The sequence below is a fragment of the Microbacterium sp. X-17 genome (assembly GCF_039615055.1).
In genome coordinates this window covers 216,801-240,235 of sequence record NZ_JBDHNI010000004.1, presented here as the reverse complement: position 1 = coordinate 240,235, position 23,435 = coordinate 216,801, and the positions used below count along the sequence as shown (strand labels likewise).

14 protein-coding genes are annotated in these 23,435 nt (G+C 75.0%); 1 reads left to right on the top strand and 13 read right to left on the bottom strand.

Translation table 11 applies throughout. The features are described 5' to 3' along the window. Positions 1 to 116 precede the first annotated feature (116 nt). Positions 117 to 905 (top strand): LLM class flavin-dependent oxidoreductase, encoded by a 789-nt coding sequence (locus ABCS02_RS20565; RefSeq protein ID WP_345837555.1) that lies wholly within the window; start codon positions 117 to 119, stop codon positions 903 to 905. Positions 906 to 1,089: 184 nt separating this feature from the next. On the opposite strand, the gene ABCS02_RS20560 is transcribed toward ABCS02_RS20565, so the two are convergent. The 13 genes from ABCS02_RS20560 to ABCS02_RS20500 all read right to left on the bottom strand — a co-directional run bounded on the left by ABCS02_RS20560 (position 1,090) and on the right by ABCS02_RS20500 (position 23,389). Continuing rightward, a complete protein-coding gene (locus ABCS02_RS20560) occupies positions 1,090 to 1,959 on the bottom strand; it encodes an NYN domain-containing protein (RefSeq protein WP_345837554.1) in 870 nt (289 codons plus the stop codon). A 4-nt stretch (positions 1,960 to 1,963) separates the two neighbouring features. After that, positions 1,964 to 2,956, bottom strand: coding sequence for a Gfo/Idh/MocA family oxidoreductase (locus tag ABCS02_RS20555; protein ID WP_345837553.1), 993 nt, complete (start codon positions 2,954 to 2,956; stop codon positions 1,964 to 1,966). Positions 2,957 to 3,000: 44 nt separating this feature from the next. Beyond that, the gene (locus ABCS02_RS20550; protein ID WP_345837552.1) at positions 3,001 to 3,942 is read right to left on the bottom strand and encodes an NADP-dependent oxidoreductase; all 942 of its coding nucleotides are present in this window, start codon (positions 3,940 to 3,942) and stop codon (positions 3,001 to 3,003) included. 196 nt (positions 3,943 to 4,138) lie between these two features. After that, a complete protein-coding gene (hrpA, locus tag ABCS02_RS20545) occupies positions 4,139 to 8,176 on the bottom strand; it encodes an ATP-dependent RNA helicase HrpA (protein WP_345837551.1) in 4,038 nt (1,345 codons plus the stop codon). Between the two features lie 30 nt (positions 8,177 to 8,206). Then, on the bottom strand, positions 8,207 to 8,827 hold the full coding sequence (locus ABCS02_RS20540; protein WP_345837550.1) for a hypothetical protein: 621 nt from the start codon (positions 8,825 to 8,827) through the stop codon (positions 8,207 to 8,209). After that, the gene (locus tag ABCS02_RS20535; protein ID WP_345837549.1) at positions 8,824 to 10,068 is read right to left on the bottom strand and encodes an FHA domain-containing protein; all 1,245 of its coding nucleotides are present in this window, start codon (positions 10,066 to 10,068) and stop codon (positions 8,824 to 8,826) included. Before ABCS02_RS20535 ends, ABCS02_RS20540 begins: the two co-directional genes overlap by 4 nt. Beyond that, on the bottom strand, positions 10,065 to 12,548 hold the full coding sequence (locus ABCS02_RS20530) for a transglutaminase domain-containing protein (protein ID WP_345837548.1): 2,484 nt from the start codon (positions 12,546 to 12,548) through the stop codon (positions 10,065 to 10,067). The genes ABCS02_RS20535 and ABCS02_RS20530 overlap by 4 nt, the downstream gene beginning before the upstream one ends. Beyond that, positions 12,545 to 13,909 (bottom strand): DUF58 domain-containing protein, encoded by a 1,365-nt coding sequence (locus ABCS02_RS20525; protein ID WP_345837547.1) that lies wholly within the window; start codon positions 13,907 to 13,909, stop codon positions 12,545 to 12,547. Before ABCS02_RS20525 ends, ABCS02_RS20530 begins: the two co-directional genes overlap by 4 nt. Further along, positions 13,906 to 14,871, bottom strand: coding sequence for a MoxR family ATPase (locus ABCS02_RS20520; protein WP_345837546.1), 966 nt, complete (start codon positions 14,869 to 14,871; stop codon positions 13,906 to 13,908). The genes ABCS02_RS20525 and ABCS02_RS20520 overlap by 4 nt, the downstream gene beginning before the upstream one ends. 32 nt (positions 14,872 to 14,903) lie before the next feature. Next, positions 14,904 to 20,798, bottom strand: coding sequence for an Ig-like domain-containing protein (locus ABCS02_RS20515; protein WP_345837545.1), 5,895 nt, complete (start codon positions 20,796 to 20,798; stop codon positions 14,904 to 14,906). Between the two features lie 3 nt (positions 20,799 to 20,801). Further along, a complete protein-coding gene (locus ABCS02_RS20510; RefSeq protein WP_345837544.1) occupies positions 20,802 to 21,929 on the bottom strand; it encodes a serine/threonine-protein kinase in 1,128 nt (375 codons plus the stop codon). Between the two features lie 75 nt (positions 21,930 to 22,004). Then, the gene (locus ABCS02_RS20505; protein ID WP_345837543.1) at positions 22,005 to 22,952 is read right to left on the bottom strand and encodes an FHA domain-containing protein; all 948 of its coding nucleotides are present in this window, start codon (positions 22,950 to 22,952) and stop codon (positions 22,005 to 22,007) included. A gap of 32 nt (positions 22,953 to 22,984) precedes the next feature. Continuing rightward, positions 22,985 to 23,389, bottom strand: a complete 405-nt coding sequence (locus tag ABCS02_RS20500) for a DUF6855 family protein (RefSeq protein ID WP_345837542.1) — start codon at positions 23,387 to 23,389, stop codon at positions 22,985 to 22,987. Positions 23,390 to 23,435 lie beyond the last annotated feature (46 nt).

Here is a 23,435-nt window from a genome sequence, read left to right as displayed (position 1 = left end):
CGCGGCGCCGGCCTCGGGCTCGGGCCACCCGACGCTGAGAACGCGCGTATGTCATGGAATCCGGTCCCGGAGATGACATGCGCGCGTTCTCGCGTGGGGGGTGGCAAGGTCGAAGCATGACGGATGCTGCACAGGGGCTCGTGTCGATCGGGATCGCGGGGACGCTCGAGCCGGCGGCCATCGCCGCGGTGGCGCGAGCGGTGGAGGAGTGCGGGTTCCACGCGCTGTGGGTGAACGACACCCCGGGCGGGGACGCGCTCGCGGCCCTCGCGGCGGCGGCCCGGGTCACGGACCGGCTCGTGCTCGGCACGGGCGTGCTTCCCGTCGACCGGCATCCGGCCGACGCGATCCTGGCCCGGGTGCGCGCCCTCGCACTCCCGGAGGACCGGCTCGTGCTCGGCCTCGGCGCGGGCCAGCTGCGCGATGGCGTCCTCGAGCGCGTGGGCGAGACGGTCCGCGCGCTGCGTGCGGGTACGTCCGCGCGGGTCATGATCGGAGCGCTCGGTCCGCGGATGCGGCGGCTCGCGGCATCCGTGTCCGATGGGCCGCTGTTCAGCTGGCTCCCCCCGGCGGCCGCCGCCGCGCAGGCCGCGGAGGCCCATCGCGCGGCACCCGGCGCGCACGTCGCGCTCTACGTCCGCACCTCGCTCGACGCGGCCGGCGCCGCGCGTCGCGACGCGGAGGCCGCGGCCTACGGCGGATACGCTCCGTACGCCGCGAACTTCGCGCGCCTGGGGATCACCCCGGGAGCGACCGTGCTCCCGCTCCCCGGGGACCGGGACCTCGCGCCCGGCCTCGCCGCGTACCGTGCGTCGGTGGACGAGCTCGTGCTCCGCGCCATCCCCGGCCGCGACGAGCCCGAGGCGTACGTCGCCTTCGTGCGCGCCCTCGCGGAGCGGGCGTAGCCCCGGCCCGCGCTGCTATAAGCCCGAGCCCGCGCGCGCCCTCCAGCGCTCCCACGAGCCCACCTCTTCCTCGCGAGAACACCCCCTTAGGGCGTCGCGAGCGGGTGGTCTCGCGACGAGGAGGTGGGTTCGGGGAAAGTGGGTGGGGCGAGCGGGGTGGGGCGAGGGGGAGAGAGGGGCGGGGTCAGGGGCGGGGGGAGGCCAGGCGGATGAGGACGATGTTCGCTGTCTCGTCGAGCTCGGCGACCTGGGGGTGGGCCTTCACGAAGTCGGTGAAGCTGCGGTGGCCGAGGGCCTTCTCGGAGAAGGACGGGTCCAGGCGCGTGATGAGGCTCTTCACGGCGGACGCGTGCTGCCAGTCCGTGCCCTCCTTGTCGCCCTCGAGGCGCAGGGCGCGGGCGAGGAGGTCGCCGCCCGGGTCGCTCGCGCTCTTCTTGGAACGCGAGCGGGTGGGCGCGGCATCCGCCTTCTGCTCGGATCCGGCCGGACGGCTCACGCCCGGCAGCGTGTCGTACGCGTCGAAGCGGTCGCACGCCGCGGACAGGGACTTCGCGGTGGATCCCGCGACGCCCACGCCCACGACGTACCGGCCCAGCCGCTTGCAGCGCTGCGCGAGGGGCACGTAGTCGGAGTCGCCCGCGACGATCACGACGTGCGTGAGGTCGGGGAGGCGGAACATGTCCTCGACCGTGTCGACGGCGAGGCGGATGTCGGCGCCGTTCTTCGCGTACGCGGCCGCGGGGAACAGCTGCACGAGGTCGATGGCGCGCGCCACGAGCTGCGACCGGTACTCGGCGTTGACGGCCGACGACCAGTCCGCGTAGGCGCGGGTGAGCACGAGCGTGCCGAAGGATGCCGCGTAGTCGATGATCGCGCCGACATCGACGGTGGCCTCGGCGAGGCGCTGCGCGATCTCCGGATCGATCGGCTCCTGCGCGATCCGCTGCCGGTCGCGGCTGAACGCGTTGCGACCGTGGACGCGGTCGTACCAGCTCATCACGATGTTGTCGAAGTCGAGGTACACCGCGACGCGGGGATCGGAAGGGTCGGGCATCAGCTCACTCCTGGGTGGGGGCGGTCGGATAGGAGACGCCGATCTGGGCGCGGATGGCGTCGAGCGTGGCCATGATCGCCACGCTCTCGTCGAGCGGAAGCCGGTCGCTGTCGCGGCCGCCGGCCGCGAGGATCCGCTCCGCGGCGAGCGCCTGGTACTGCATGCCGCGGCCCTCGGTGCGCCCGTCGAACTCCTCCAGGACCGTGCCGTCGGCGGCGGTCACGCGCAGGAGCGTGGGCATGTACCAGATGCGGTCGAGGTCGATCCGGGCATCCGTTCCGACGACGTGCGCCGTGTTCGGACCGGCCCCGCGCGATCCCGAGATCGAGGTCGAGATCGCCCCGCCGGCGTGCGTCAGGATCGTGGCGACGGTCGTGTCGGCGCCGGTCTCGCCGAGGCGGGCGCGCGCCGTGATCGTCTCGGCCGGGCCGAGGACGTCCCACGCGAACGAGATCGGGTAGATCCCGAGGTCGAGGAGCGCGCCGCCGCCGAGCTCCAGCGCGTTGAGCCGGTGGGCCGGGTCGGCGGAGAGTCGCTGCGTGTGGTCGGCGAAGACCGTCTGGATCTCCCCGAGGGTGCCGGCCGCGAGGATCTCGTGCAGCCGCACCATGTGCGGGAGGTAGCGCGTCCACATCGCCTCCATCGCGAGCAGGCCCCGCTCGCGGGCGCGGGCGCGCACGACGGCGGCCTCGCGGGCGTTGAGCGTGAACGGCTTCTCGAGGAGGACGTGCTTGCCGGCATCCAGCGCTCGCAGCGCGTTCTCCGCGTGGTGCGGATGCGGCGTCGCGATGTAGACGATGTCGAGGTCCGGGTCGGCGACGAGCTCGTCGTACGAGCCGTAGGCGCGCGGGATCGCGAACTCCGCCGCGAACGCCTCCGCCGCCTCGGCGCGCCGGGAGCCGACCGCGGCGACGTCGAGTCCGGCGGTTCGGAGGTCGCTCGTGAACGCGTGCGCGATCCCGCCCGTGGCGAGGATGCCCCAGCGAAGTCCGGTCATGCGCACGAGCCTAACCGCGGCCGGTCGTCCGGCGGGAGCCTGGGTCAGGGGACGAGCGTGATCTTGCCGGCGGTGCCCGCCGCGACGGCGGCCTGTGCGGCGCCGGCCTCCGCGAGCGGGAACGACGGCCCGAGCTCGACCGAGAACGCGCCGGCGGCGAGGAGGGCGAGCGTCACCGGGATCGCCTCGGCCCGCCAGGCGACCTGGCGCGGCGTGAGGGGATGCGGGGAGCCGCCGCCGAACGCCCGGATGCCGAGGCCCGCGGCCTGCGCCCCGCGCACGAGCGTCGCAATGCGGTCGTGGTCTGCGACGAGCTCGAGGCTCGTCGCGAGAGCCTCGTCGGTGCCGACGGCGTCGATCGCGACCGTGACCCCCTGCGGGGCGGCGGCGCGGACGCGGTCGGCGAGGCCGTCGCCGTACGCGACCGGGATCGCGCCGAGCGCGCGGACCCGGTCGGCCCGGGCGGGCGAGGCGGTGGCCACGACCGTGGCGCCCTGGAGGACGGCGAACTGGATCACGGCCTGTCCGACGGATCCGGACCCGCCGTGGACGAGCAGCGTGTCGCCCGCGGTCACGGCGAGGGAGCGGACGGTCTGGTACGCCGTGCCGGCCGGGACGCCCAGCGCAGCCCCGGTGGCGGCCGTGACCGCGGCCGGCCGCAGCCAGGCGGAGACCGCCGGGACCACGATCTCGGACGCATACGTGCCCGGAGCGCTCGCCACGACGACCGCGTCGCCGGCGCGGAAGCCCTCCACGCCCGCGCCGACGGCGGTGACGGAGCCCGCGGCATCCGTGCCGGGAAGGCGGGGCTCCGCGAACGGGCCGGACGGGCGGAGGCCCGCGCGGAGCTTGCCCTCGATCGGGTTCACCCCGACGGCCTCGACGCGGATCACGAGCTCGCCCGCGCCGGGCGCGGCCGCGGGCCGCTCCACGAGCCGCAGCACCTCGGGCCCGCCGAGCTCCGTGTACACGATCGCCTGCCCCATCGGTTCCTCCTCTGTCGCCCGGGCCATTCTCCCAGGGCCCGGCCCGCGCTGCGCGCGGAGGGTCGCGCGCGGGTAGCGCGCCGGGGTCGCGCGCTCGTTTCGCGTACGCGCTACGCGAAGATGCGTGGCTCGCGCGAGGAAGAGGCGCGCGAGAGGGGCGGTGCGCGCGGGCGGGGCGCGGGCGGGGAGAACCGGGCTAGGGGCGGAGGGCCTTCAGGATGCGCTGGGGGGAGACCGGCTCGGCCGTGCCGAGGGACTGGGCGAACAGGCTCACGCGCAGCTCCTCCAGGAGCCAGCGGGCGTGGGCGAGCCGCGGGTCGGGGTCGTCCGGCAGGGGGATCGTGCCGCCCGCCTCCGCGTAGGCGGCCGCGGCGCGCTCGAACTCGGTCTGGCGCTGCCGGTCGCGGCCGGGGTTGTCGGCGAGACCCGCGAGCCGCGCGAGCAGCGCGCGCAGGTAGCGCTCGACGTGGGGGAGGCGCGCGAGCCCGGCGCGCGCGAGGAACCCGGGATGCACCAGACCGGACAGCTGCGCGCGGATGTCGCCGAGCGGCCCCATGAGCGCGAGCGAGGTCTGGTCGCGGATGCCCCGCTCGACCTCGCGGGCGAGGGTCAGGATGCGGGCGACGAGGCTCACCGTGGCGAAGACATCGTCGACGGAGCGGGCGGAGAAGTCCGCCCGGGCGGCCTCGAACGCGGCCCGGGTGCGCAGGATGCCGTCCGGCGCGGCGCGCGCGAGCGCGGCATCCGCCACCGCGACCCGCGCGTCCTCGATGAGGGCCTTCGCGGACGGATAGGGGCTCGCGGCGAGGGCGAGCTTCTCGGCCGAGGTCAGGTGCTCGAGCACATAGGACGCGGGCGACGGCACAGCCAGCAGGAGCAGGGCGCGCACGCCGCGGCGCGTGGCCCGGGCCGCGGCATCCGGGGTGGCCTCGATCCGGAGCGCGGCGGATCCGCCCTCGTCGACGAGCGCCGGATAGCCGCGCACGACGCCGCCCGCGACGGGGGTGTCGACGCGCTCCAGGAGGTCGTCGAAGTCCCAGGTGGTCAGCCCGGTCCGTTCCGCGAACGCCGCGGTGGAGGCCGGCCCCGGGCCGCCGGCTCCCGGGCCGGCGGCTCCCGTACCGGCGACGCGGGCGGGGCCGTCGGGGCGGGATCCGGCGCGCTCGAGCGAGCGCGCGACACTGGAGCGCGCCCGGCCCGCCAGGCGCTCCTGCAGCAGGCCGAGGTCGCGGTCCGAGCCCACCGCGCGCCCGCGCTCGTCGACGGCGCGGAACGACATCGTGAGGTGCGGCGGCACCCGGTCGAGCTCGAAGTCGGCGGCGGTGACGGGCTGGTTGGCGACGCGCTGGATACGCCCGGCGAGTGCCGCGCGCAGGGACTGCGGGGGCATCCCGTCGTGCGCCTCCGGGCCGGATCCGCCGAGCTCCTCGGCGAAGCGCGCGGCCCAGTCGGCGGCGGGGACCACGTGCCGGCGGATCGCCTTCGGCAGGGCGCGCAGGAGCGCGGTGACGAGCTCGTCGCGCAGGCCCGGCACCTGCCAGTCGAAGCCGTCGGGCCGAAGACTCGCGAGGAGCGCGAGGGGGACGACGACCGTGACGCCGTCGTCGGGGCTGCCCGGCTCGAAGCGGTACGCGAGCGACAGGCGCTGGTCGCCCTGTCGCCAGTTCGGCGGGAAGTCGCCCTCCGCAGAGCGGTCCGCGGCACCGAGGAGGTCGGCCTCGGACAGGTCGAGGAGGTGCGGCGTGCGCGCGCTGGCCTCGCGCCACCAGCCCTCGAAGGCCCGGACGTCGACGACGTCGGCCGGCACGCGGGCGTCGTAGAACGCGAACACGGCCTCGTCGCCGACGAGGATGTCGCGGCGGCGCTCGCGCTCCTCGATCTTCTCGAGCCGGCGGCGCAGCTCGAGGTTGCGGCGGACGAAGGCCGTCAGGCGCTTGTCGAGCGCCGAGGCATCCCAGTCCTCCTCGACGAGCGCGTGCCGGAGGAACAGCTCGCGGGCGAGCGGGCGGTCGAAGCGGGCGAGCTGAACGCGGCGGCGCGGGACGATCTCGACCCCGAACAGCGTGACCTTCTCCGCCGCGACCGCGGCGCCGGCATCCTTCGACCAGTGCGGATCGCTCAGCTGCCGCTTCGCGAGGTCGCCCGCGAGCGGCTCCGCCCAGGCGGGATCGATCTCGGCGACCGTGCGGGCGTAGAGGCGGCTCGTTTCGACGAGCTCGGCCGCCATGACGGCATCCGCCCGGCGCTTGCGCAGGCCGGATCCGGGGAAGACCGCGAACCGGACGCCGCGCGCACCCCGGTATTCGGGCACCGCGCGCCGGTCCGTCTTCGCGGGCTTCTTCTCCCGCTCGTCGAGGATGCCGATCTGCGACAGGAGACCGGACAGGACGGCGCGGTGGATCGTGTCGGCGCGGGTCCCGGCGGCCTCCGCCGGGGCCTCGGGCGCCTCGGGGTGCGCCGTGGTCCCGCGCGGCACGCCCATGGCTTGGGCGAGCTGGCCGTGCACGTCGAACCATTCCCGGACGCGTACATAGTTCAGGAACTCCGCGCGGCACATGCGCCGGAAGGCACTCGATCCGAGCTCGCGCTGCTGCTCGCGCAGGTGCTGCCAGAGGTTCAGGAGCGAGAGGAAGTCGCTCGTCGGGTCGGCGAAGCGCGCGTGCGCCTGCGTGGCCTGCTCGCGCTGTTCCTCGGGGCGCTCGCGGACGTCCTGGATCGACAGGCCCGCGACGATCGCCAGCACGTCGGGGAGCACCGCGGTGCGCTCGGCCTCGACGAGCATCCGGGCGAAGCGCGGATCGATCGGGAGCCGCGCGATGCGGCGTCCGATCGCGGTGAGCTCGGGCGTGCGGCCGGCGCGGACGGCACCGAGCTCCACGAGGAGGTCGAGCGCGGCCTTGACGCCGCGGGAGTCGGGCGGCGTGAGGAACGGGAACGATGCGATGTCGCCGAACCCGAGCGCCAGCATCTGCAGCACGACGGCCGCGAGGCCCGTGCGGAGGATCTCCGGCTCGGTGAACTCCGGGCGGCGGTCGAAGTCGTCCTCGTCGTACAGGCGGATCGCGATGCCCGGCGCGGTACGGCCGGCGCGACCCGCCCGCTGCTGCGCCGACGCCTGCGACACCGGCTCGATCGGCAGCCGCTGGATCGTCGAGCGCGCGCTGTACCGCGAGATGCGGGCCGTGCCGGTGTCGATGACGTACCGGATGCCGGGGACCGTGAGGCTCGTCTCGGCGACGTTCGTCGCGAGGATCACGCGCCGGCGGACGCCCGCGACCGCCGACGGCTCGAACACGCGGTGCTGCTCCGCCGCGCTGAGACGCCCGTAGAGCGGCAGGACCTCGGTCGGCGCGGCATCCTTCGCGTACGCGCCGCGGACCGCGTCGACGGCATCCCGGATCTCCGCCTCGCCGGGCAGGAACACGAGCACGTCGCCCGGGGTCTCCCGGTCGAGCTCGCGAAGGGCCCCGAGGATCCCGTCCGTGGGGTCCGCGTCGGCCGCGTCGGCGTCGCCGCCGGCCGGCGCGCGACGTCGCGGCGCAGAACTCCTGCGATCCGTGGGCTCGGGGGCCTCCGGGACACCGGATCCGCCCTCGGCGGCCGGGATTGCAGGAGTTGTGCGGGGGAGGAGGGGGCGATAGCGGATGTCGACCGGGTACGTGCGGCCGGACACCTCGATCACCGGCACCTCGGACCCCAGCGCGCGGGAGAAGTGGGCGGCGAAGCTCTCGGGATCGATCGTGGCGCTCGTGATCACGACCTTGAGGTCGGGGCGCTGCGGGAGGATGCGCGTCAGGTAGCCGAGGAGGAAGTCGATGTTGAGCGACCGCTCGTGGGCCTCGTCGACGATGATCGTGTCGTAGCGACGTAGGAGCCGGTCGCGGTGGATCTCGTTGAGCAGGACGCCGTCGGTGACCAGGCCGATCCGGGTCTCGTCCGAGATCCGGTCGGTGAACCGCACGCGGTAGCCCACGAGCCCGCCGATGGGCACGTGCAGCTCGTCGGCGATGCGCTCCGCGATCGTGCGCGCCGCGATGCGGCGGGGCTGCGTGTGCGCGATGCGCTCGCGGCCGAGCTCGAGGCAGATCTTGGGCAGCTGGGTCGTCTTGCCGGAGCCCGTCGCGCCGGCGACGATCACGACCTGGTGGTCGCGGATCGCGCGCGCGATCTCGTCCCGCGCGGCGCTGACGGGCAGCTCCGGCGGGTATGTGATGAGGAGATCGGGCGCGGACACAGCCTTCGATCGTATCGCTGCGGTCGCCCGTCAGAGCGCGAGCAGCACCACGACCCCTGCGAGGGCGGCCGCCATCACGAGCACTGTCGCGATCGCGACGCCCACGAGGAGGCCGCGCGTCGACGGGCGCCGCCCGCGGGCCGGGGAGGGGACGGATGCCGTGCCCGACCCGGGCGAGGGTGGGACGGGAACGGCCGGGAGCTCCGCGGGATCGGGGAGCTCTGGCGCGTCCGAGGCGTCCGCCGCCGGATGCCGGATGCCGTAGACGGGCGCGATCACGGGGACGGACGCACCGCGGGGGTCCGCGAGGAGCGGGGCGACGGCCGGGAGCCCGAGCTCGCGCCGCGCCCGGGCGCTCGGGTCGGTGGCCTCGGGGTGCGTCGTCGGCGCGATGCGGAGCCGGGAGACGGCGGTGGCGTCGTCCGGCCTCGCGGACAGGAGCGGTGGCGGGCGGCGGGCGATGCGGGTCGCGTCCTCGGCGGGCTCCGCGGCATCGGGCGCCGTCGCGTCGCGAGCCGTCGCGTCAGGAGCGGTCGCGTCCCCCAGCGCGAGCGCGAGCTCGGCCTCCGACACGGACTCGGGCGGGCCGAGGCGGGATGCCCGGCGGATGGCGAGGGTGAGCTCGTCGGCAGACTCGGACTCGTCGCTCATCCGTCGAGGCGCAGTCGCAGCTCGGCGTCCCCGAGGAAGAAGTACTCGGTCACCGCGGCCGGCGTGGCGAGCTCGCTCTCGACGCCGGCCGCGTCGACGAGGACGATGCCGTTCGTCGACTCCAGGTCACGGATCTCCCAGCCGTCGTCCGTGCGACGCAGCAGGGCGTGGGTCTTGGAGACCGTGCGTGTGGGGTCGGCGATGGGGATGAGCTGCGCGTGCGGGGAGTCCGTCCGCGGCAGCGGGTTGCGGCCGAGCAGCGCCGCCTCGCGGAGGAGCTGCACGAGGGTGCCGTCGGGCAGCACGAGCAGGGAGGTCCGGCGGTGCCGGTCGCCGACGGCCGTCTGCTCGTCCAGATCGTCGAGGTCGTCCGGCGGGGCCTGCGGCGCGCCCCGGCGCGGGCCGTACGCGACCGGCTCCGAGCCCGTGTCGGGCGAGACGGCGGATGCGTCGCCGAAAGCCGACACGGGCCCGACGGGCGTGATCGGCGCCCGACGCGATCCGAACGGGGGATCGGCCGCGGCCCGCGCGCTCTCGGCCGAGGCGGGGGCACCGTCGGTCGCGGTGTGGGCGACGGCCGATTCGAGCCAGGCCAGCCCCTCCGACTCCTCCTCGGGTCGCGCGGCCGGCGGCACGGGCAGCACGGGCGCGGGCGCCGGCGGGACGGGCGGCGCAGCGGCGGCCGCGGGCGGTACCGGCGGCACCGGAGGACGCGGCGGCACGGGCGGCGCGGGGTGCCCGGCCGGCGGATACGGCGCGGGCGGCAGTGGGGGCGGCGGATACCCCGGCCCGGCGGGATACGCCCCCGGTCCGGCCGAATACGCGGCCGGCACGACGGGCCGCGAGCCGGCCCAGCGCGCGGGACCCCAGCCGAGGACGCTCGCCCACACCGGGAGGAGGAGCACGCCGAGCACGACGTAGCCGCCCGCGACCCGGAAGCCGCGGCCGATGCCGAGCAGCATCCGGATCTCCAGCGCCAGCGAGAACGCGGCGAAGGCGACGGACAGGAGGATCGTCGCGATCCCGAGCGGCACGACGGACAGCGCGATCGCCCCGCCGAGGAGCACGATCGCCCACCAGCCGCCGATCGCGGCGAGCTCGAACAGGGTCCAGGCGTTCACGACGGGAACCCACGCGCGCCAGACCCGGACGCCGGTCTTGCGGAACACGGCCATGAGGGCGAGCGCCATCCAGACGTAAAGGCCCGTGGCGAACGCGATCCAGACGACGGTCACGATCATCGTCCCGCCACTTTAGCGCCGCCCTCGCGCGGGGCGCCGAGCGCGCGGCGGAACGAGCGCAGCGACAGACGCGCGCGCAGCCGCGCCCACCAGCCGGATTCGCGGGCCAGGCGAGCGCGCTCGGCGTCGACGAGCTCCCAGAACCGGCGGCTCTCCGCGTCGTCGGCGGTGACGGGGGAGAAGACCGAGCGGTCGGCCCATGTCGCGAGCGCGGTCCCCGCGCCGGTCGCCGCCGGGTCGTAGAGTGCTGCGAGCTCCTGGCGGGTCTCCGCGGCGGGCAGCGGTCCGCCGTGGTCGACGGCGGCGTCCACGTACTCGTCCCAGCCGCCCGTGACGCGGTCGCCGGCGGGACCGGCCCGGCGACGGGCGCGCCGGCGCAGGAGCTTGGCCACCAGGATCGCAAGGAACGGCGCGGCGAGCACGACCAGGAGCAGCACCGCGATCCCGCCGATCCGCAGGGTCGCCCAGAGCCCCGACAGGTCGGCGGGCAGATCGGACGAGGGCTGCTCGGCGGCGCGCTCGACCGGGTTCGAGTCCGGCGGCAGCACGGTCTGCGCGTTCTCCGGCGGAACGTCGGTGACGTTCTGCGGGTCGCGTCGGTCCTGCAGGTCGGGGGCGATCGGATGCTCGTGCTGCGGCGTGACGTCGATCGGCGTCCACGTACCGCTCGCATCCTGCACTTCGATCCACGCGGACATGTCCGCGCCGCGGCAGACGCCGTCCTGGCAGGTGGGGGTGTCGGGACCGCCCCCGGCGAGTCGTGCGCCCAGCACGATCCGCGCGGGGAACCCGAGCTGGTCCGCGATGAGGGCCGCCGCGACGGCGAACTGCTCGTCGTCGCCCGGCGCCGCGACGAGGGCGGCACCCGCGTTCGCGCCGACCTCGTTCTGCCGCTGCAGGAGCGCCGTGAACAGCGCGTCGATCCGGTCCGTGGAATGCCCCGCGCGGCTGGGCTCGAACGTGTAATCGCCGAGCGCGCCCATCCACGCGGGGGGCCGAGTCTGGTCGATCGTGAGCGCGTGGCTGAGATAGCCCCGCGCGCGCAAGCGGCCTGTGAGCTCGACGAGGCCCGCGCCGCCGGTGGGCGCGCCCTGCGCGGCGATCCAGTCCACGAGGCTCTGCGGCACGTCCGCGGGGTCGACGCGCGGGCCGGTGCCGGGCGGCGTGAGGGTCGCCGGATCCGCCGCCGCCTCCGGCACGACCGCGTCCTGGCGGTAGGACACGCCCGCCGTGAGCCCGGGATCGGCGAGCTCGACGCCGAGCTGGGCGCCCGGGGCGTAGAAGAAGCCGTCGGTGAGGGCGGCGCGGTTCGGGCCGTCGAAGGCCATGCTCGTGAGCGTGCCGACCGTGGGCACCCAGAGGCCGGAGTACGCGCCGATCGACACGTCCGCGGTGACCGGCCGCCCGAGGCCGGCGAGCGTAGAGGGCACGCGTTCGAGCGCGGTCGCGGGGTCCGGCGTGCCGGCCGAGGGATCGGTGACCCGCGCGACGACCCCGTCGTAGAACGAGAGCGTCGCGAGGCGCACCCGGTCGACGCCGGCCGGCGCGTCCACCGTGAACAGCGCTTCGTCGTACGTGCTGTCCGAGAAGAACTCCCGGTAGGTGGTGAGCGGGCTCAGGGCCGTGCGCACGCGGAGGTCGGGGTCCGTGTTCGTGCGCAGCACGTCGCGCGTGTCGCCCGCGACCGCGAGCGGGGCGATGGCCACCGCCGCGATCGCCGCGACCGCCAGCATCCCGACCGCGAGCGCCCACCGCGCTGCGGCGGCGCCCGCGGACCGGGTGACGCGCACGCGCGTGCCGTGCTGCGCGGCGCGGAGCGCCGCCGCGCGCTCGTACCGCTGCCGCCACATGCACCAGCCGAGCGCGAGCCCGAAGGCGATCAGGCCGATCGCGGCCTGCGCGAGGCCCGGCACGAGGAACGGGCCCACCGCGACGGCGGCGGACACGGCGCTCGTGCCGAAGAGGATCCCGAACCCCGTCGGCACGAGCGCGACCGCGGCCGACAGCGCCCACCACGTCCGCGCGCGGCAGGCGAACGTGAGCGCGGTCACGGGCACGACGAGGAAGAGCAGGAACGCCGGCGCGAGCGTCGCCTGGAAGGTGCCGAGCGGCACCGGGAGCGTCAGCACGTCCTTCCAGCCCGTGACCGGCGCCACGAGCACCCGCAGGAGCGCGGACGGGAGCTGCGCCGGGTCGGTCCACACCGCCGGCACCGCGAACGGCACGCCGAGCAGGACGTATGCGCCGGCCGTCCAGATCGCGACCCACCACCAGCGCGCCCGGCGGAGCGCGGTCACGATCGCGATCGTGCCGCCCGCCGCGACCGCTGCGCCGACCGCGACGAGGAACCACGGATCCGCGTACATCGGCCACACGGCGGCCGCTCCCGCCGCGCACAGCGTGAGGAGGAACAGCGCGTTCGCGACGAAGAACCCGGCGGGCCGGGCCGGGCCGCCGCGCGTCGAGACCGGCCCCGTCACGACGCCGCCCCGCGGGAGAGGATCTGGCGCAGATCGTCGACGAGGCCGACCGTGACGACCGCGACGTCGCCCAGCGTGCGCAGCCCGGGCCGCGCGCGGGGGTCGCACACGACCGCGACCACGCCGACGCCCAGCGGGAACGCGAGCGCCGTGGTCTGCAGCATCCGCGGGGTGGCCGCGGGTCCGCACACGAGGAACGCGATCGACACGTCCGGATGCGCCTCGCCCGCGAGCCGCGCGACGTCCGGCAGCGCCGTGATCCCGGCGTCGCGCTCGACCCCGGACAGGGCGTCGAGGAGCGTCCGCCCGGACACCGTGGGGAGCTCCCGGATGCTGTGCACGCGCCGGCGCGCGAACTCGGGCACCTCGCCGCCGACCACGACGTGGACGTCGCGGCCGTCGCGGATCCCGCGCGCGCCGATCGAGGCGGCGACGCTCACGGCGAGCTCGAACTCGTCGTCGTCCCCGAACTCCTCCTCCTCCGTGGCGAGGGCGACGACCATCCGGGACCGGCGCGACTCCTCGTACTGCCGGACCATGAGCGTGCCGGTCTTGGCGGTCGACTTCCAGTGGATCTGCCGCTGCGCGTCGCCGGGGGCGTACTCGCGCAGCGCGTGGAAGGAGATGTCCGCGTCGACGACGAGCGAGGACGGGTTGCCCTCGAGGTCCCGGATGAAGCCCGTGCTCACGCTCGGCAGCGCGGTCGTCACCGGATGGATGTAGAGCGTGTGCGTGTCGGTCCAGGACGCCTCCCGGCGGAGGATGCCCACCGGGTCGCCGCGCACGGCCCGCACGGGACCGATCGTGACGATGCCCCGGCGGCGGGCCGGGATGACGACCTCCTCCGCGAACCGCGCGCCGCGGCGCAGCAGCGGCACCTGCACCTCGACGAGCCCGTCGCCGATCGGCACCTCCACCGCGCCGGGCAGCGCGACCCCGCGGCCGGTGTTGGTCACGACGATCCGGCCGGTCGCGTCACCCCCGGCCACGACCCGCTCGTGGTCGAGGCGCAGCGCCACGTCGTAGGAGCGACCGCCGAACAGGAACGGCACCGACAGGAGCAGGAGCACGACCGCGGCGCTCCCCGCCACGACGAGCTCGACCCAGCCGAAGACGAGGCCGAGCGCGAGCCCGAGGACCGCGGCCGCCAGCACGAGCCAGCCGGCCGGCGTGACGGTCTCCGCGACCGCCCGCCCGGCCGCGACCAGGGCCGCGCGGGCACGGCGCCAGACCCGGATGCCGCCCACCACGAGCACGGTCGCGGCGGCGCCGTCCGCGTAGCGGGTGCGTGCACCGGAGGTCGCGCCCGAGGTCCCCGCGTGCGAGCGGGAGTCGGTGCGCGGCTCGGTCTGCTGGCTCACACGGACTCGCGCTGGCTCGGCGGCACCGTGTCGAGAAGCACCTGCCCGACGACGGCGCTCGTGGTGACGCCGTCGAACTCGGCCTCCGGGTCGAGGATGAGCCGGTGCGCGAGCACCGGCTCGGCGAGCGCCTTCACGTCGTCCGGCGTGACGTAGGCCCGGCCGTGCGCGAGCGCCCACGTCTTCGACGCCTTCGTCAGGGCGATCGCGGCGCGCACGCTCGCGCCGAGCCGCACCTGGGCGGCGTGACGGGTGCCCTCGACGAGCCGCGCGATGTAGTCGAGCACGAGCGGGTCGAGGTGCACCTCGCGCGCGAGCTCGGCCATCGCCGCGACGCCCTGCGGCGTCACGACCGAGGAGAGCTCGGGGCGGGGAGTCGCGGTGTTCTGCAGGATGCGGAGGGTCGCGGCGTGATCCGGGTAGCCGAGCGACGTCTTGAGGAGGAACCGGTCGAGCTGCGCCTCCGGCAGCCGGTACGTGCCGGCCTGCTCGATGGGGTTCTGGGTCGCGACGACGAGGAACGGCCGGCCCACGGGCCGCGTGACGCCGTCGACCGTGACGTGCGCCTCCTCCATGACCTCGAGCAGTGCGGACTGCGTCTTCGGGCTCGCGCGGTTGATCTCGTCCGCGAGCACGATGTTCGCGAACACCGGACCGGCGTGGAACTCGAACCGCCCGGTCTTCTGGTCGTAGACCGTGATGCCGGTCACGTCGCCGGGGAGGAGGTCGGGGGTGAACTGGATCCGGCTCGTCGTTCCGGCGACCGTCTGGCCCATCGCCCGGGCGAGCGACGTCTTCCCGGTGCCGGGGTAGTCCTCCAGCAGCAGGTGGCCCTCCGAGATCATGGCCGTGAAGGCGAGTTCGATGACGTGGCGCTTGCCGAGGATCACCTGCTCGACCCCGCTCACGAGCGCCTGGAACGTCTCCTGGAACCGGGCGGTCTGCTCGGCGGTGATGGTCATCCGGGGTCCTCTCGTCGTGCTCGCGGCCCGCGTCAGGGGCAGGAGGCGTACGCGTGCGTGATGGATCCGAACGCGGACAGCGCACCCGTGAACGTGATCGTCGCCGTGGGGGCGGCGGTGGTGGGGGCCGTGTAGTTCCAGTCGTCCGACGATACGTGCTGCGGGTTCGCGACCGTGGCCTCCGCGCCGCAGGTCGCACCGAACGTCGCCGTCACGAGATAGGCGGCGCCGGTCGGGACGACCGCGACCGCCGCCGAGCAGTCGGCGCCGTCGGTCGTGCAGGTCTTCGCCGTGATCGGGGTGCCGGCGCTGAGCGAGCCGAGGACCTGCGCGAAGTCGGTCGTGCCCGCGCCGCCGCCGGCGAAGTAGCGCACCTCGAAGCCCGACCCGGCAGCCGTCGTCAGGGTCGGCGCCTGCGTGAGCGTCGCCGTGCGGGTCGCGTCGCCGTTCGCCCCGCCGAGGGTCACGGTGTAGTGCGGGTCGCCGTCGGGGGTCGGGATCGTGCCGGTCAGGCGGTGCGTGCCCTGGATCTGCTGCACGCCGAACGACTGCCCGCCCGAGCGGTACTCGGCGCACGCGTAGTACGTGCGCTGGCTGAACAGCAGCGTGTTCGGGTATCCCGTGCTCGCGCTGCCGGTGACCCCGCCCGCGGCGGTGTCCGGCGTGCAGTTCGCGGCGCTGTCCGCGAAGCCGATGTAGAGCTGCGCGGCGGCGGCGTTCGGGGTCGAGACGGTGGCGGCGACGGTCACGGTGCCGCGGAAGCCGGAGATGTTCGAGTCGGCGAACGTGAGGGGGTCGAGGCGCGGGAGCCCGATCCCCGAGGCCGTGATCGAGAGCACCCCGCCGTTCGCGGCCCCGCCCGGGATCGGCGGGACGTCGAACCGGGTCCGCGGCGTCACGAGGATCGTCGTGGCCGCGTTGGATCCGACGTCGTACGCGGGAAAGACGACCTCGCTCGATCCGGCGGGCACGGGGAGGGTCGCCGCGCCGCTGCCGTCCGCACGGGCGAGCGTGATCGAGCCGGTGGACGGGTCGATGCCCGAGACGGTGACCGCGGCGGTGCCGCCGTCGTGCGCGGCGTTCGGCACGGGCTTCGCGGCGCCGGATGCCGGGGCGCTCGGTGCCTGGTAGGGCCACGCGTCGATCGGGGTCGTGGCGTTCCGTGAGTCCCCGACGGCGTTGATCGCGACCGCCCGGTACGACACCTTCTGCCCGTTCGTGCCGGAGATCGGCGGGCACGCCCCGGACGCGGCGCACGTGACGGTCGTGCCGCCGCCCGTGACGCGGTATCCGGTGACCGCCGGGTACGACGTGCCCGGGGAGACGACCTGCAGCGTGACGGAGTCCTGCGTGTACGCGGTCCATTCGATGCGCGCGGGGTCCGCCGGCAGACCCTGGAGATCGAGCACGACCTGTCCGTTGCGGTCGCCGCTCGACTGCCGGCCCTGCGCGTCGGCGACGACGAAGGATCCCGTGCAGTCGGCGGCGCCCGGCGCCGTGTCCGTCCAGCTGGCGAGAACGGTCGTCGCGTCCGCGACGCGGAACGATACGCCCGTGCAGTTCGCCGGGCTCGTGACGGAGACGAGCGACAGCGGCGTCCCGGGCAGCGGGTTCACCTCGCCCGCGGTGCCGATGACGGAGATCGTGCAGCTCGTGGTGCCGCCGCCCTCCGAGCACCGCTGCGACGTCGTCCCGCCCTTCGGCAGCGTCGAGGGCGCCGGTCCGACCGTGAGCGTGAGGGTCGCTGCGGCGGTCGTCGGATGCGTCGGCACCGTCACGACGACCGGCTCCTCGCGGCCGGGTCGGGCGGCATCCTTCGCGGTGATCGTGAGGATCGTGCCGGACACCGACACCTGGAACTGGTCGCCGGTGTAGGCGGCCGCGTAGACGACGGAGGCCCAGTCCTCGCGGCCTGCCCACGTCGTCATCTGCCGCAGATCGTAGGTCGTCGTCGTGCCGGGGCCCACGGTGAGCGAGGCCGGACGCAGGATCGGCTGCGGATCGGCCGCGCGCACGGACACCCGGAGCGTGAGGTACGTGAAGTCGGTCTGCGCGGCGAGCTTCACCGGCACCGTGCACGTGTCGTCCCACGGGGCGCCCGAGCCGGCGTCGTACCGGATCGTCGTGCCCGAGACGTACGTGCAGCGCCCCTCCGCCCGGGCCCCGCCGGCCGCGACGCCCGATCCGTCCACCTGGAGCGTCGCACCGCGCGGCGTCACGACCGCCTGGGCCATGTCGACCTCGACGGTGCCCCGCTCGTCCACCTGCACGGGAGACGCCCCCGGCCGGAGGCTCAGGCGGATGTCGTCGTTGCCGGGCACGCGGAGGAACCCGTATGACACGACCTGCTGACCCGTGAAGGATGTTCCGGTCACCTGGAACGGCACGAGCAGCGTCTTGTCTGGCACCGCGCCCGAGATCCGCCACCCGTCGACGCGCACGCCGGGGACGTCGCCCCACAGCGAGAGCTTCAGGCCCGCCACGTCGCCGCCGCTCCACGTGACCTTGCCCGAGAGCACGTCGATCCCCTGCGGGAACGCGTCGCGCGTGTCGGCCGTGAGCACCGTGTCGGTCACGACGGGGTAGTCGGGGACCGTGCCGCGGACCACTTTCATGACGATGAGGCCCATCGCGGTGTCGCCGGAGGCGTTGCGCACCGTGTAGACGAAGGAGAACGTGCCGGGGTCGAGGCCGGCGTGGAAGACGACGCGGTCGCTCGTCGTGTCGACCGTGTCGATCAGCTGCGCGAGCGCGTCGTACTCCGCGGTGCCGGGCTGCGCGTTGGGGTGCACCTCGACGAGGGTGAGCGCGCCGCCGGCGGGATCCACGTCGTTGTCGGCGGGGTGCACGACGGCCTCCGAGTCGGGACCCGCCTGCACCTGCAGGTAGTCGCTGTAGGTCACCGGGCTCGGATCGGACTGCGCGTCGAGGATGCCGATCCGCACCTGCGCGGTGCCCGTTGCGCCCCGCGCGTCCCGCACCTGATACGTAAAGGAGTCCTGCCCCGAGGTGCCGGGCCGCGACGTGTACACGATCGCGCTGCCGTCGGCGGAGATCGCGGCCGAGCCGCTCGCGGGCTGTGTGAGGATCCGGTCCAGCGCGACCGCGTCGCCGTCGGGGTCCACCTCGAAGCCCGAGAACGGGATCGACACGGTCGATCCGCTCAGCACGCGGCCTTCGAGCGGGGGCGGGACCGGTGCCGCGTTGGTGTCGCCGTCCAGCACGGTCACGACGATGCGGGCCGTTCCGGTCAGCTCCGGGAACCCGACACGGAAGATCGTGTAGGAGATGCCGTACGTGCCTGGGGTGGTCGGCGCGAGGTAGCGGACGAGCTGGGGCGTGCCGAACGCGAGGCCCGCGCCGGACTCGTTCACGATCCGCGAGGGGTCCACCGCGATCTGCGCACCGCCGGGAGCCGTGTCGTTGTCGAGGACGGGGATGTCGATCTGCGTGCCCGCGCGAACCGTGACCGCGTCGTCGACCGCGATCGGCCGCCCGGTGTCGGCGGCGGGCAGGAGGACCACCGTGATCTCGCCCTGCGTCGTGGCGTTGGGCGATCCGGTGCCGTCGGAGACGGTGTAGCGGATCACGCCCAGGGGCCCGGGTTGGCCGGAGTCGGTCGATCCGCTCACCCGGAGGAGGTTCTGCCCGACGAGGTTGACGCTCAGCGAGGCCACCGGATCGGCCTGCGCCCGCAGATCGCTCACGAGCAGGACGAGGCCTGCCGGGTTCGTGACGGCCGAGAGGACGTCGACGGTGGTGTCCTCGTTCGGCCGAACGAACGCGGTCAACGGCGGGGTGGAGATCCGGGCCTGGTCGCCCGGATGCAGGGTGACCCGGGCCGTGCCGGTCGCCTCGCCGAGATCGTCGCGCACGGTGTACTGCACGACGTAGGAACCCGGCGATCCGTTCGAGAACGCGAGGCTGAGGGCCGCGCCGTTCGTCGTGACGGACGCGCTCGCGTCGTTGACGACGCTCGCCGACGCGAGCGTCACCGCCCCGTGCGCGCCGGAGACATGGTCGCGGAGCGGGATCGTGAGCGGCACGCCCGCGACGCCGACGACGGTGAACGAGTCGGCAGCGAGCTGCGGCGTGGGAGTAACGGTGATCGTCAGCTCCTTCTGCGCCACGGCTCCGCGGGCGTCGGAAACCGTGAGCAGGATCGACACCGTGACCGGTTCGGTCGCGTTCGGATCGGGATGCTGGTACGTGACCGTGCCGTCGGGGTCGGCCGCGACCGTGCCCACGCCGGACTGGATGACGGCATCCGCGAGATAGATCGGGTCGCCGTCCGGATCGACCCACGCGTCGAGGGTCGACACGCGGACGGTGCCGCCCGGCGCGACCTGCGGCTGCGGCCATTTCGCGAGGCAGCCGGGGACCCCGCACCAGACGGGCGCGTTGTTGACGTCGTCCGGCACCACGGTGAGCGTCACGGTCGCGACGTTCGAGAAGAGCCCGTCCGCCGCGGTCCCGTCCGTCACTCGGTAGCTGAAGGTCGCCGTCCCGCGGGCGCCCGGCCGCACGCTCACGACGATCTGCTGCTCGGCATGGGTCACGGTAAGGGTGCCGAAGCCGGGGTCGAGCCCCGTCACCGAGGCCGGATCCACGCTCAGCACGTCCTGGTTCGGGTCGTGGTCGTTGAGGAGGACCGGCAGCACGACGTCGCGCCCCGCGCGGACGCCGAACGCGTCGTCGACCGCGACCGGCGGACGCGGGTCCACGACGCGCTGGGAGGCGAGCTCCTGCTGCTGCCGCTGCTGCGCGCGATCGTCGCTGTTCCACGACTGGGAGGAGGCCACGAGCTCGCCGTCGGGGATCGTCCACACCCAGCCCGAGCGGGTCTCGTTGAGGATCATCCGCGAGCCGTTGGAGCGGAACTCCGGCGCGGGATCGGTCGTGAGGGCCGTGCCGCCGTAGGACAGGGGAGCGGTGCCCGCCGTGGACGACCACCGCGTACCGCCGGCCGCGCCCGCCGGGAGCCAGGCGGCGTACGCGACGCCGGCGAGGACCGCGGGCGCCGCCGGGGTCCCGGGGACCGCCGGGCTCGCGATCCGGCTCGCGGTGCCGGCGCCCGTGTCGACCGCGACGAGGCCGGCGTCGTCGGCGACGTACACGGTGCCCGCGTCCGGGCCGGCGCGCTGCAGCCGGGCGGTGGCGTCGGTGCCGGTCGCGATCGGATCGGCGCGGCCGCCGATCCAGAGCCGGCCGGTCGCCGCGTCCAGGAGCGCCCACGTCGAGCCGAGGGCCGCGAGCTGCGGATCCTGGGGCTTCACGGCCGACACCGCACCGGCATCCTGCACCTCGCCGGTGCGGGCGTCGGCGCGGATGACGCGCCCCTCCGCGGAGGAGTACGCATACGTCGTGCCGTCCGGGCCGATCGCGACGGCGTCGGCGACGAACCGCGGCCGGTCCGCTCCCGGCGCCGCCTGCGCGCCCGCGTACGGGTCGATCGTGCGCGGCGCACCCCCGCCGGAGAGCGTCGCGACGGACACGTCGCCGGCATCCGTGCGGTACGCGAGGTAGTCGCCGGCGGACTCGATCTCGACCGTGCCGGCCGGCGTCGGCTGGAACGCGTCGGTCCGGTCGGCGCCGAGGTCCGTCGGCCGCGCGAGGCTCACGTCCGCGTAGCGGGTGTCGCCGTCGGCGAACAGGAACAGGTGGTCCGGGGTCTGCGCGAGGCCGCTCGGGTTCTCGACCTGCTTGACGGTGTCGAGCTCGTGCAGCTCGGTGTTGACGCGCGCATAGTGGCGGCCGTCGCCGGACTGCAGCGCCCACACCGAGGCGTCGTCGAGCGGCGTCTGCTGCGCGTCGTAGCCCGGCCACACCGCGGCGAGGGTCGCCACGATGCCGACGACCGCGGCGACTGCGCCCGTGGTGATCCACGCGGCGCGGGCCCCGAGGCCCCCTCGCCGGGACGCCGCCATGCCTCAGCGCCCGCCCGCGACGACGACGATCGCGACCGCGACGGCCGCCGCGACCACGACCGCGCCCGCCACGACGAGCACGACCGTGCGGGCGCGCCAGCGCGGACGGCGCGGCTCGTCGTCCGGGAACCCCGTGCCGCCGGGGCTGCGCCGCACCCGCTCGGCCGCGCGCTCCGGCCGGGCCGACGCGTACGGGACGGAGGATCGCGCGGGGCCTCGGGCGCGGTCGTCGGCGACGTCGACGGGGGCCACCCAGGCGTCGGTCGCGAGCTCCATGGGGGTGTGCGGGAGGCCGAGCTCGTGCTGCGCGAGCTGCAGCTCGTACGCGAACTCCGCGGCCGACGCCTGCCGTGCCCCCGGATCCCGGCTGAGCGCGCGCCGCAGCGTCTCCTCGAGCCGCGGCGGCACGTCGTCGCGCCCGATCGGAGGGTACGCCGCCCGGCGGATGCGGCTCCGGAGCTGGTCGCGGGAGTTCTGCCCGCTCCCCGGGAGCTCGAACGGGCTGCGGCCGGCCAGCAGCGAGTACACGGTCGCGCCGAGGCTCCACACCTCGGCCGGCACGGAACCGGCGACCCGCTCGTCCACGACCTCGGGGGCGCTCCACGGCACGGACATCGCGAGCATCTCGTCATCCGGATGCGCCGTCACCGACGTCGCGATGCCGAAGTCCGACAGGACCGGGGCGCCGAAGGCCGTCACGAGGATGTTGGACGGCTTGATGTCGCGGTGGAGGAGCCCCGCGCGGTGCGCGGTCTCGAGCGCGGAGCCGATCTTCACGCCGAGCTGCAGGACTTCGGCGACCGGGATCCGCTCCCGCCGGTACCGGCTCGTCATCGAGGTGGGGCAGTATTCCATGACGATGAACGGGCGGCCGTCCGCGGAGATTCCGGCCTGGTAGATCGTGACGATCGACGGGTGCGAGCTGAGCCGGGCCATGACGTCGGCCTCGGCGTTGAACATGCGCAGCAGGCCCTCGGCGACGATCTCCTGCAGCAGCACCTTGACCGCGACCGCGCGGCGCGGCATGTCCTGCTCGAAGAGGTAGACGTCGGCGAAGCCGCCGGTGCCGAGCGGGCGGACGTAGTCGAAGCCGGCGAGCACGGGGGGCGCGGCAGGGAGACGGCTCGCCATGTCTCAACCCCCCGGTTGCGCTTGTCGTACTTTTTATCACGGCTCCCGGCCGTCGTCCGGATCCCCCTCCGGGGGTCAGCGCGGGGGATCGGCCTCGAAGCGGGCGGCGTTGCCGTCGCCGAAGTCGAGGCGATCGCCCGGAGCGAGGTGCGCGGCCGCACCGTCGCGCAGGACGAACGGCTCCTCCTCGTGGGCGGCGATGACGGTTCCGTTCGTCGAGTCGAGGTCGGTCACCAGCAGGATGCCGCTCGCCAGGCGCAGCTCCGCGTGCGTGCCGGACACCTCCTTCGCCGGCGAGGGCAGCGTCTCCCACCGCTCGCCGCGCAGGCCCGTCGTGCGTCGCGCCCGCCCGACCACGACCGGCTCGGTGCCGAGCCGGAGCACACGCCCGTCGTCGAACACCAGGGCGTATCCGGTCGGCGTCGGGGGCGTGCGCCGCACACCGAGGATCGTCGGCGCGTCGGCCTCGGCCGTCGCCTCCGCCGCGGGGCCGCTGCGGCGCCGCAGGGAGCCGAGGATCGTCTCCTCGTCCGAGAGGCCCAGCGCGGTGGTCTCGCCCGGGGTGCGGGGCCGAGCCGCCGGTGCGCCCCAGCGGAGGACGGATGCCGCGACCACGCCGCTCGCCAGCGGAAGGAGCTCCGGGCCGGCATCCGCGCCGGGCACCGGATCGAGCGCGAGGGTCGCCTCCGCCACCCGCTCCGCGGCGGTCTCGAACCAGGTCTGGAGCTCTTCGCCCGCGCTGATCCACGCCGCGCCGATGCCGACGCGTCCCCGCCCGCGGACCACGACGAGCATCGATCCGGTCGCCGGATCCAGCACCTCGACGAGCGCGAAGTCGGGAGTGCGCCGGACGCCGTGCCGCGCGAGGACCGTGAGGACGTCCTCGAGCTCGGGATCGCCGCTCGTGACGGCCTCCCACAGCTGCGCGGCATCCTCGGCATCGCCGCCGGCGAGCACCGCGAACCGGCCGCCGACGACGGCGAAGGCCGCGGCATCCGCACGGGGCGGCGCGTACCGGAACATGCGGCCAGCCTAGATCGGACGCCCCGGTCGCGTCAGAGCGCCCGCACGCGGTTGTTGCGGGCGTCGTGCGTGAGCTCGACGAGCCCGAGCTCCTCGAGCAGCGGCGGCAGGTACATCCCGAAGCGGCCGCGGTAGCCCTTGCGGAGGCCGTACCACCCGCCGACCGGGTTGCCCGGGTCGCGACCCCAGGCCTCGACCGTGCCCTCGGGCGCGGGCTTCTGCTCGTCCGCGGCGCCGAGCGGCACCCAGTCCGCCTGCGCGCGGAGCCAGGCGGCGAGGTCGTCGATCGCGGACAGGTGGTAGAGGAGCTTCGTCGTCCCGACCTGGCAGACGAGCGCGGGCGGCTCCGCCTCCGGGTCGCGGTACATCGTGTACGAGCTGGAACCGGGTGCGGTCGTCAGCTGCCAGGGGTCGTCCTTCGTTCCGGCACCGGTCATGGCTCTCCTCGTGTCAGAGCAAGCATGCCCGCCGCTCCCGCCCGGC

Excerpts from the sequence above, each read along its gene's own strand:
- ABCS02_RS20500 (WP_345837542.1), bottom strand. The coding sequence starts at position 23,389 with ATGACCGGTGCCGGAACGAAGGACGACCCCTGGCAGCTGACGACCGCA.
- ABCS02_RS20565 (WP_345837555.1), top strand. The coding sequence starts at position 117 with ATGACGGATGCTGCACAGGGGCTCGTGTCGATCGGGATCGCGGGGACG.
- ABCS02_RS20550 (WP_345837552.1), bottom strand. The coding sequence starts at position 3,942 with ATGGGGCAGGCGATCGTGTACACGGAGCTCGGCGGGCCCGAGGTGCTG.
- ABCS02_RS20515 (WP_345837545.1), bottom strand. The coding sequence starts at position 20,798 with ATGGCGGCGTCCCGGCGAGGGGGCCTCGGGGCCCGCGCCGCGTGGATC.
- ABCS02_RS20535 (WP_345837549.1), bottom strand. The coding sequence starts at position 10,068 with ATGATCGTGACCGTCGTCTGGATCGCGTTCGCCACGGGCCTTTACGTC.
- ABCS02_RS20560 (WP_345837554.1), bottom strand. The coding sequence starts at position 1,959 with ATGCCCGACCCTTCCGATCCCCGCGTCGCGGTGTACCTCGACTTCGAC.
- ABCS02_RS20520 (WP_345837546.1), bottom strand. The coding sequence starts at position 14,871 with ATGACCATCACCGCCGAGCAGACCGCCCGGTTCCAGGAGACGTTCCAG.
- ABCS02_RS20540 (WP_345837550.1), bottom strand. The coding sequence starts at position 8,827 with ATGAGCGACGAGTCCGAGTCTGCCGACGAGCTCACCCTCGCCATCCGC.
- ABCS02_RS20555 (WP_345837553.1), bottom strand. The coding sequence starts at position 2,956 with ATGACCGGACTTCGCTGGGGCATCCTCGCCACGGGCGGGATCGCGCAC.
- ABCS02_RS20505 (WP_345837543.1), bottom strand. The coding sequence starts at position 22,952 with ATGTTCCGGTACGCGCCGCCCCGTGCGGATGCCGCGGCCTTCGCCGTC.
- ABCS02_RS20510 (WP_345837544.1), bottom strand. The coding sequence starts at position 21,929 with ATGGCGAGCCGTCTCCCTGCCGCGCCCCCCGTGCTCGCCGGCTTCGAC.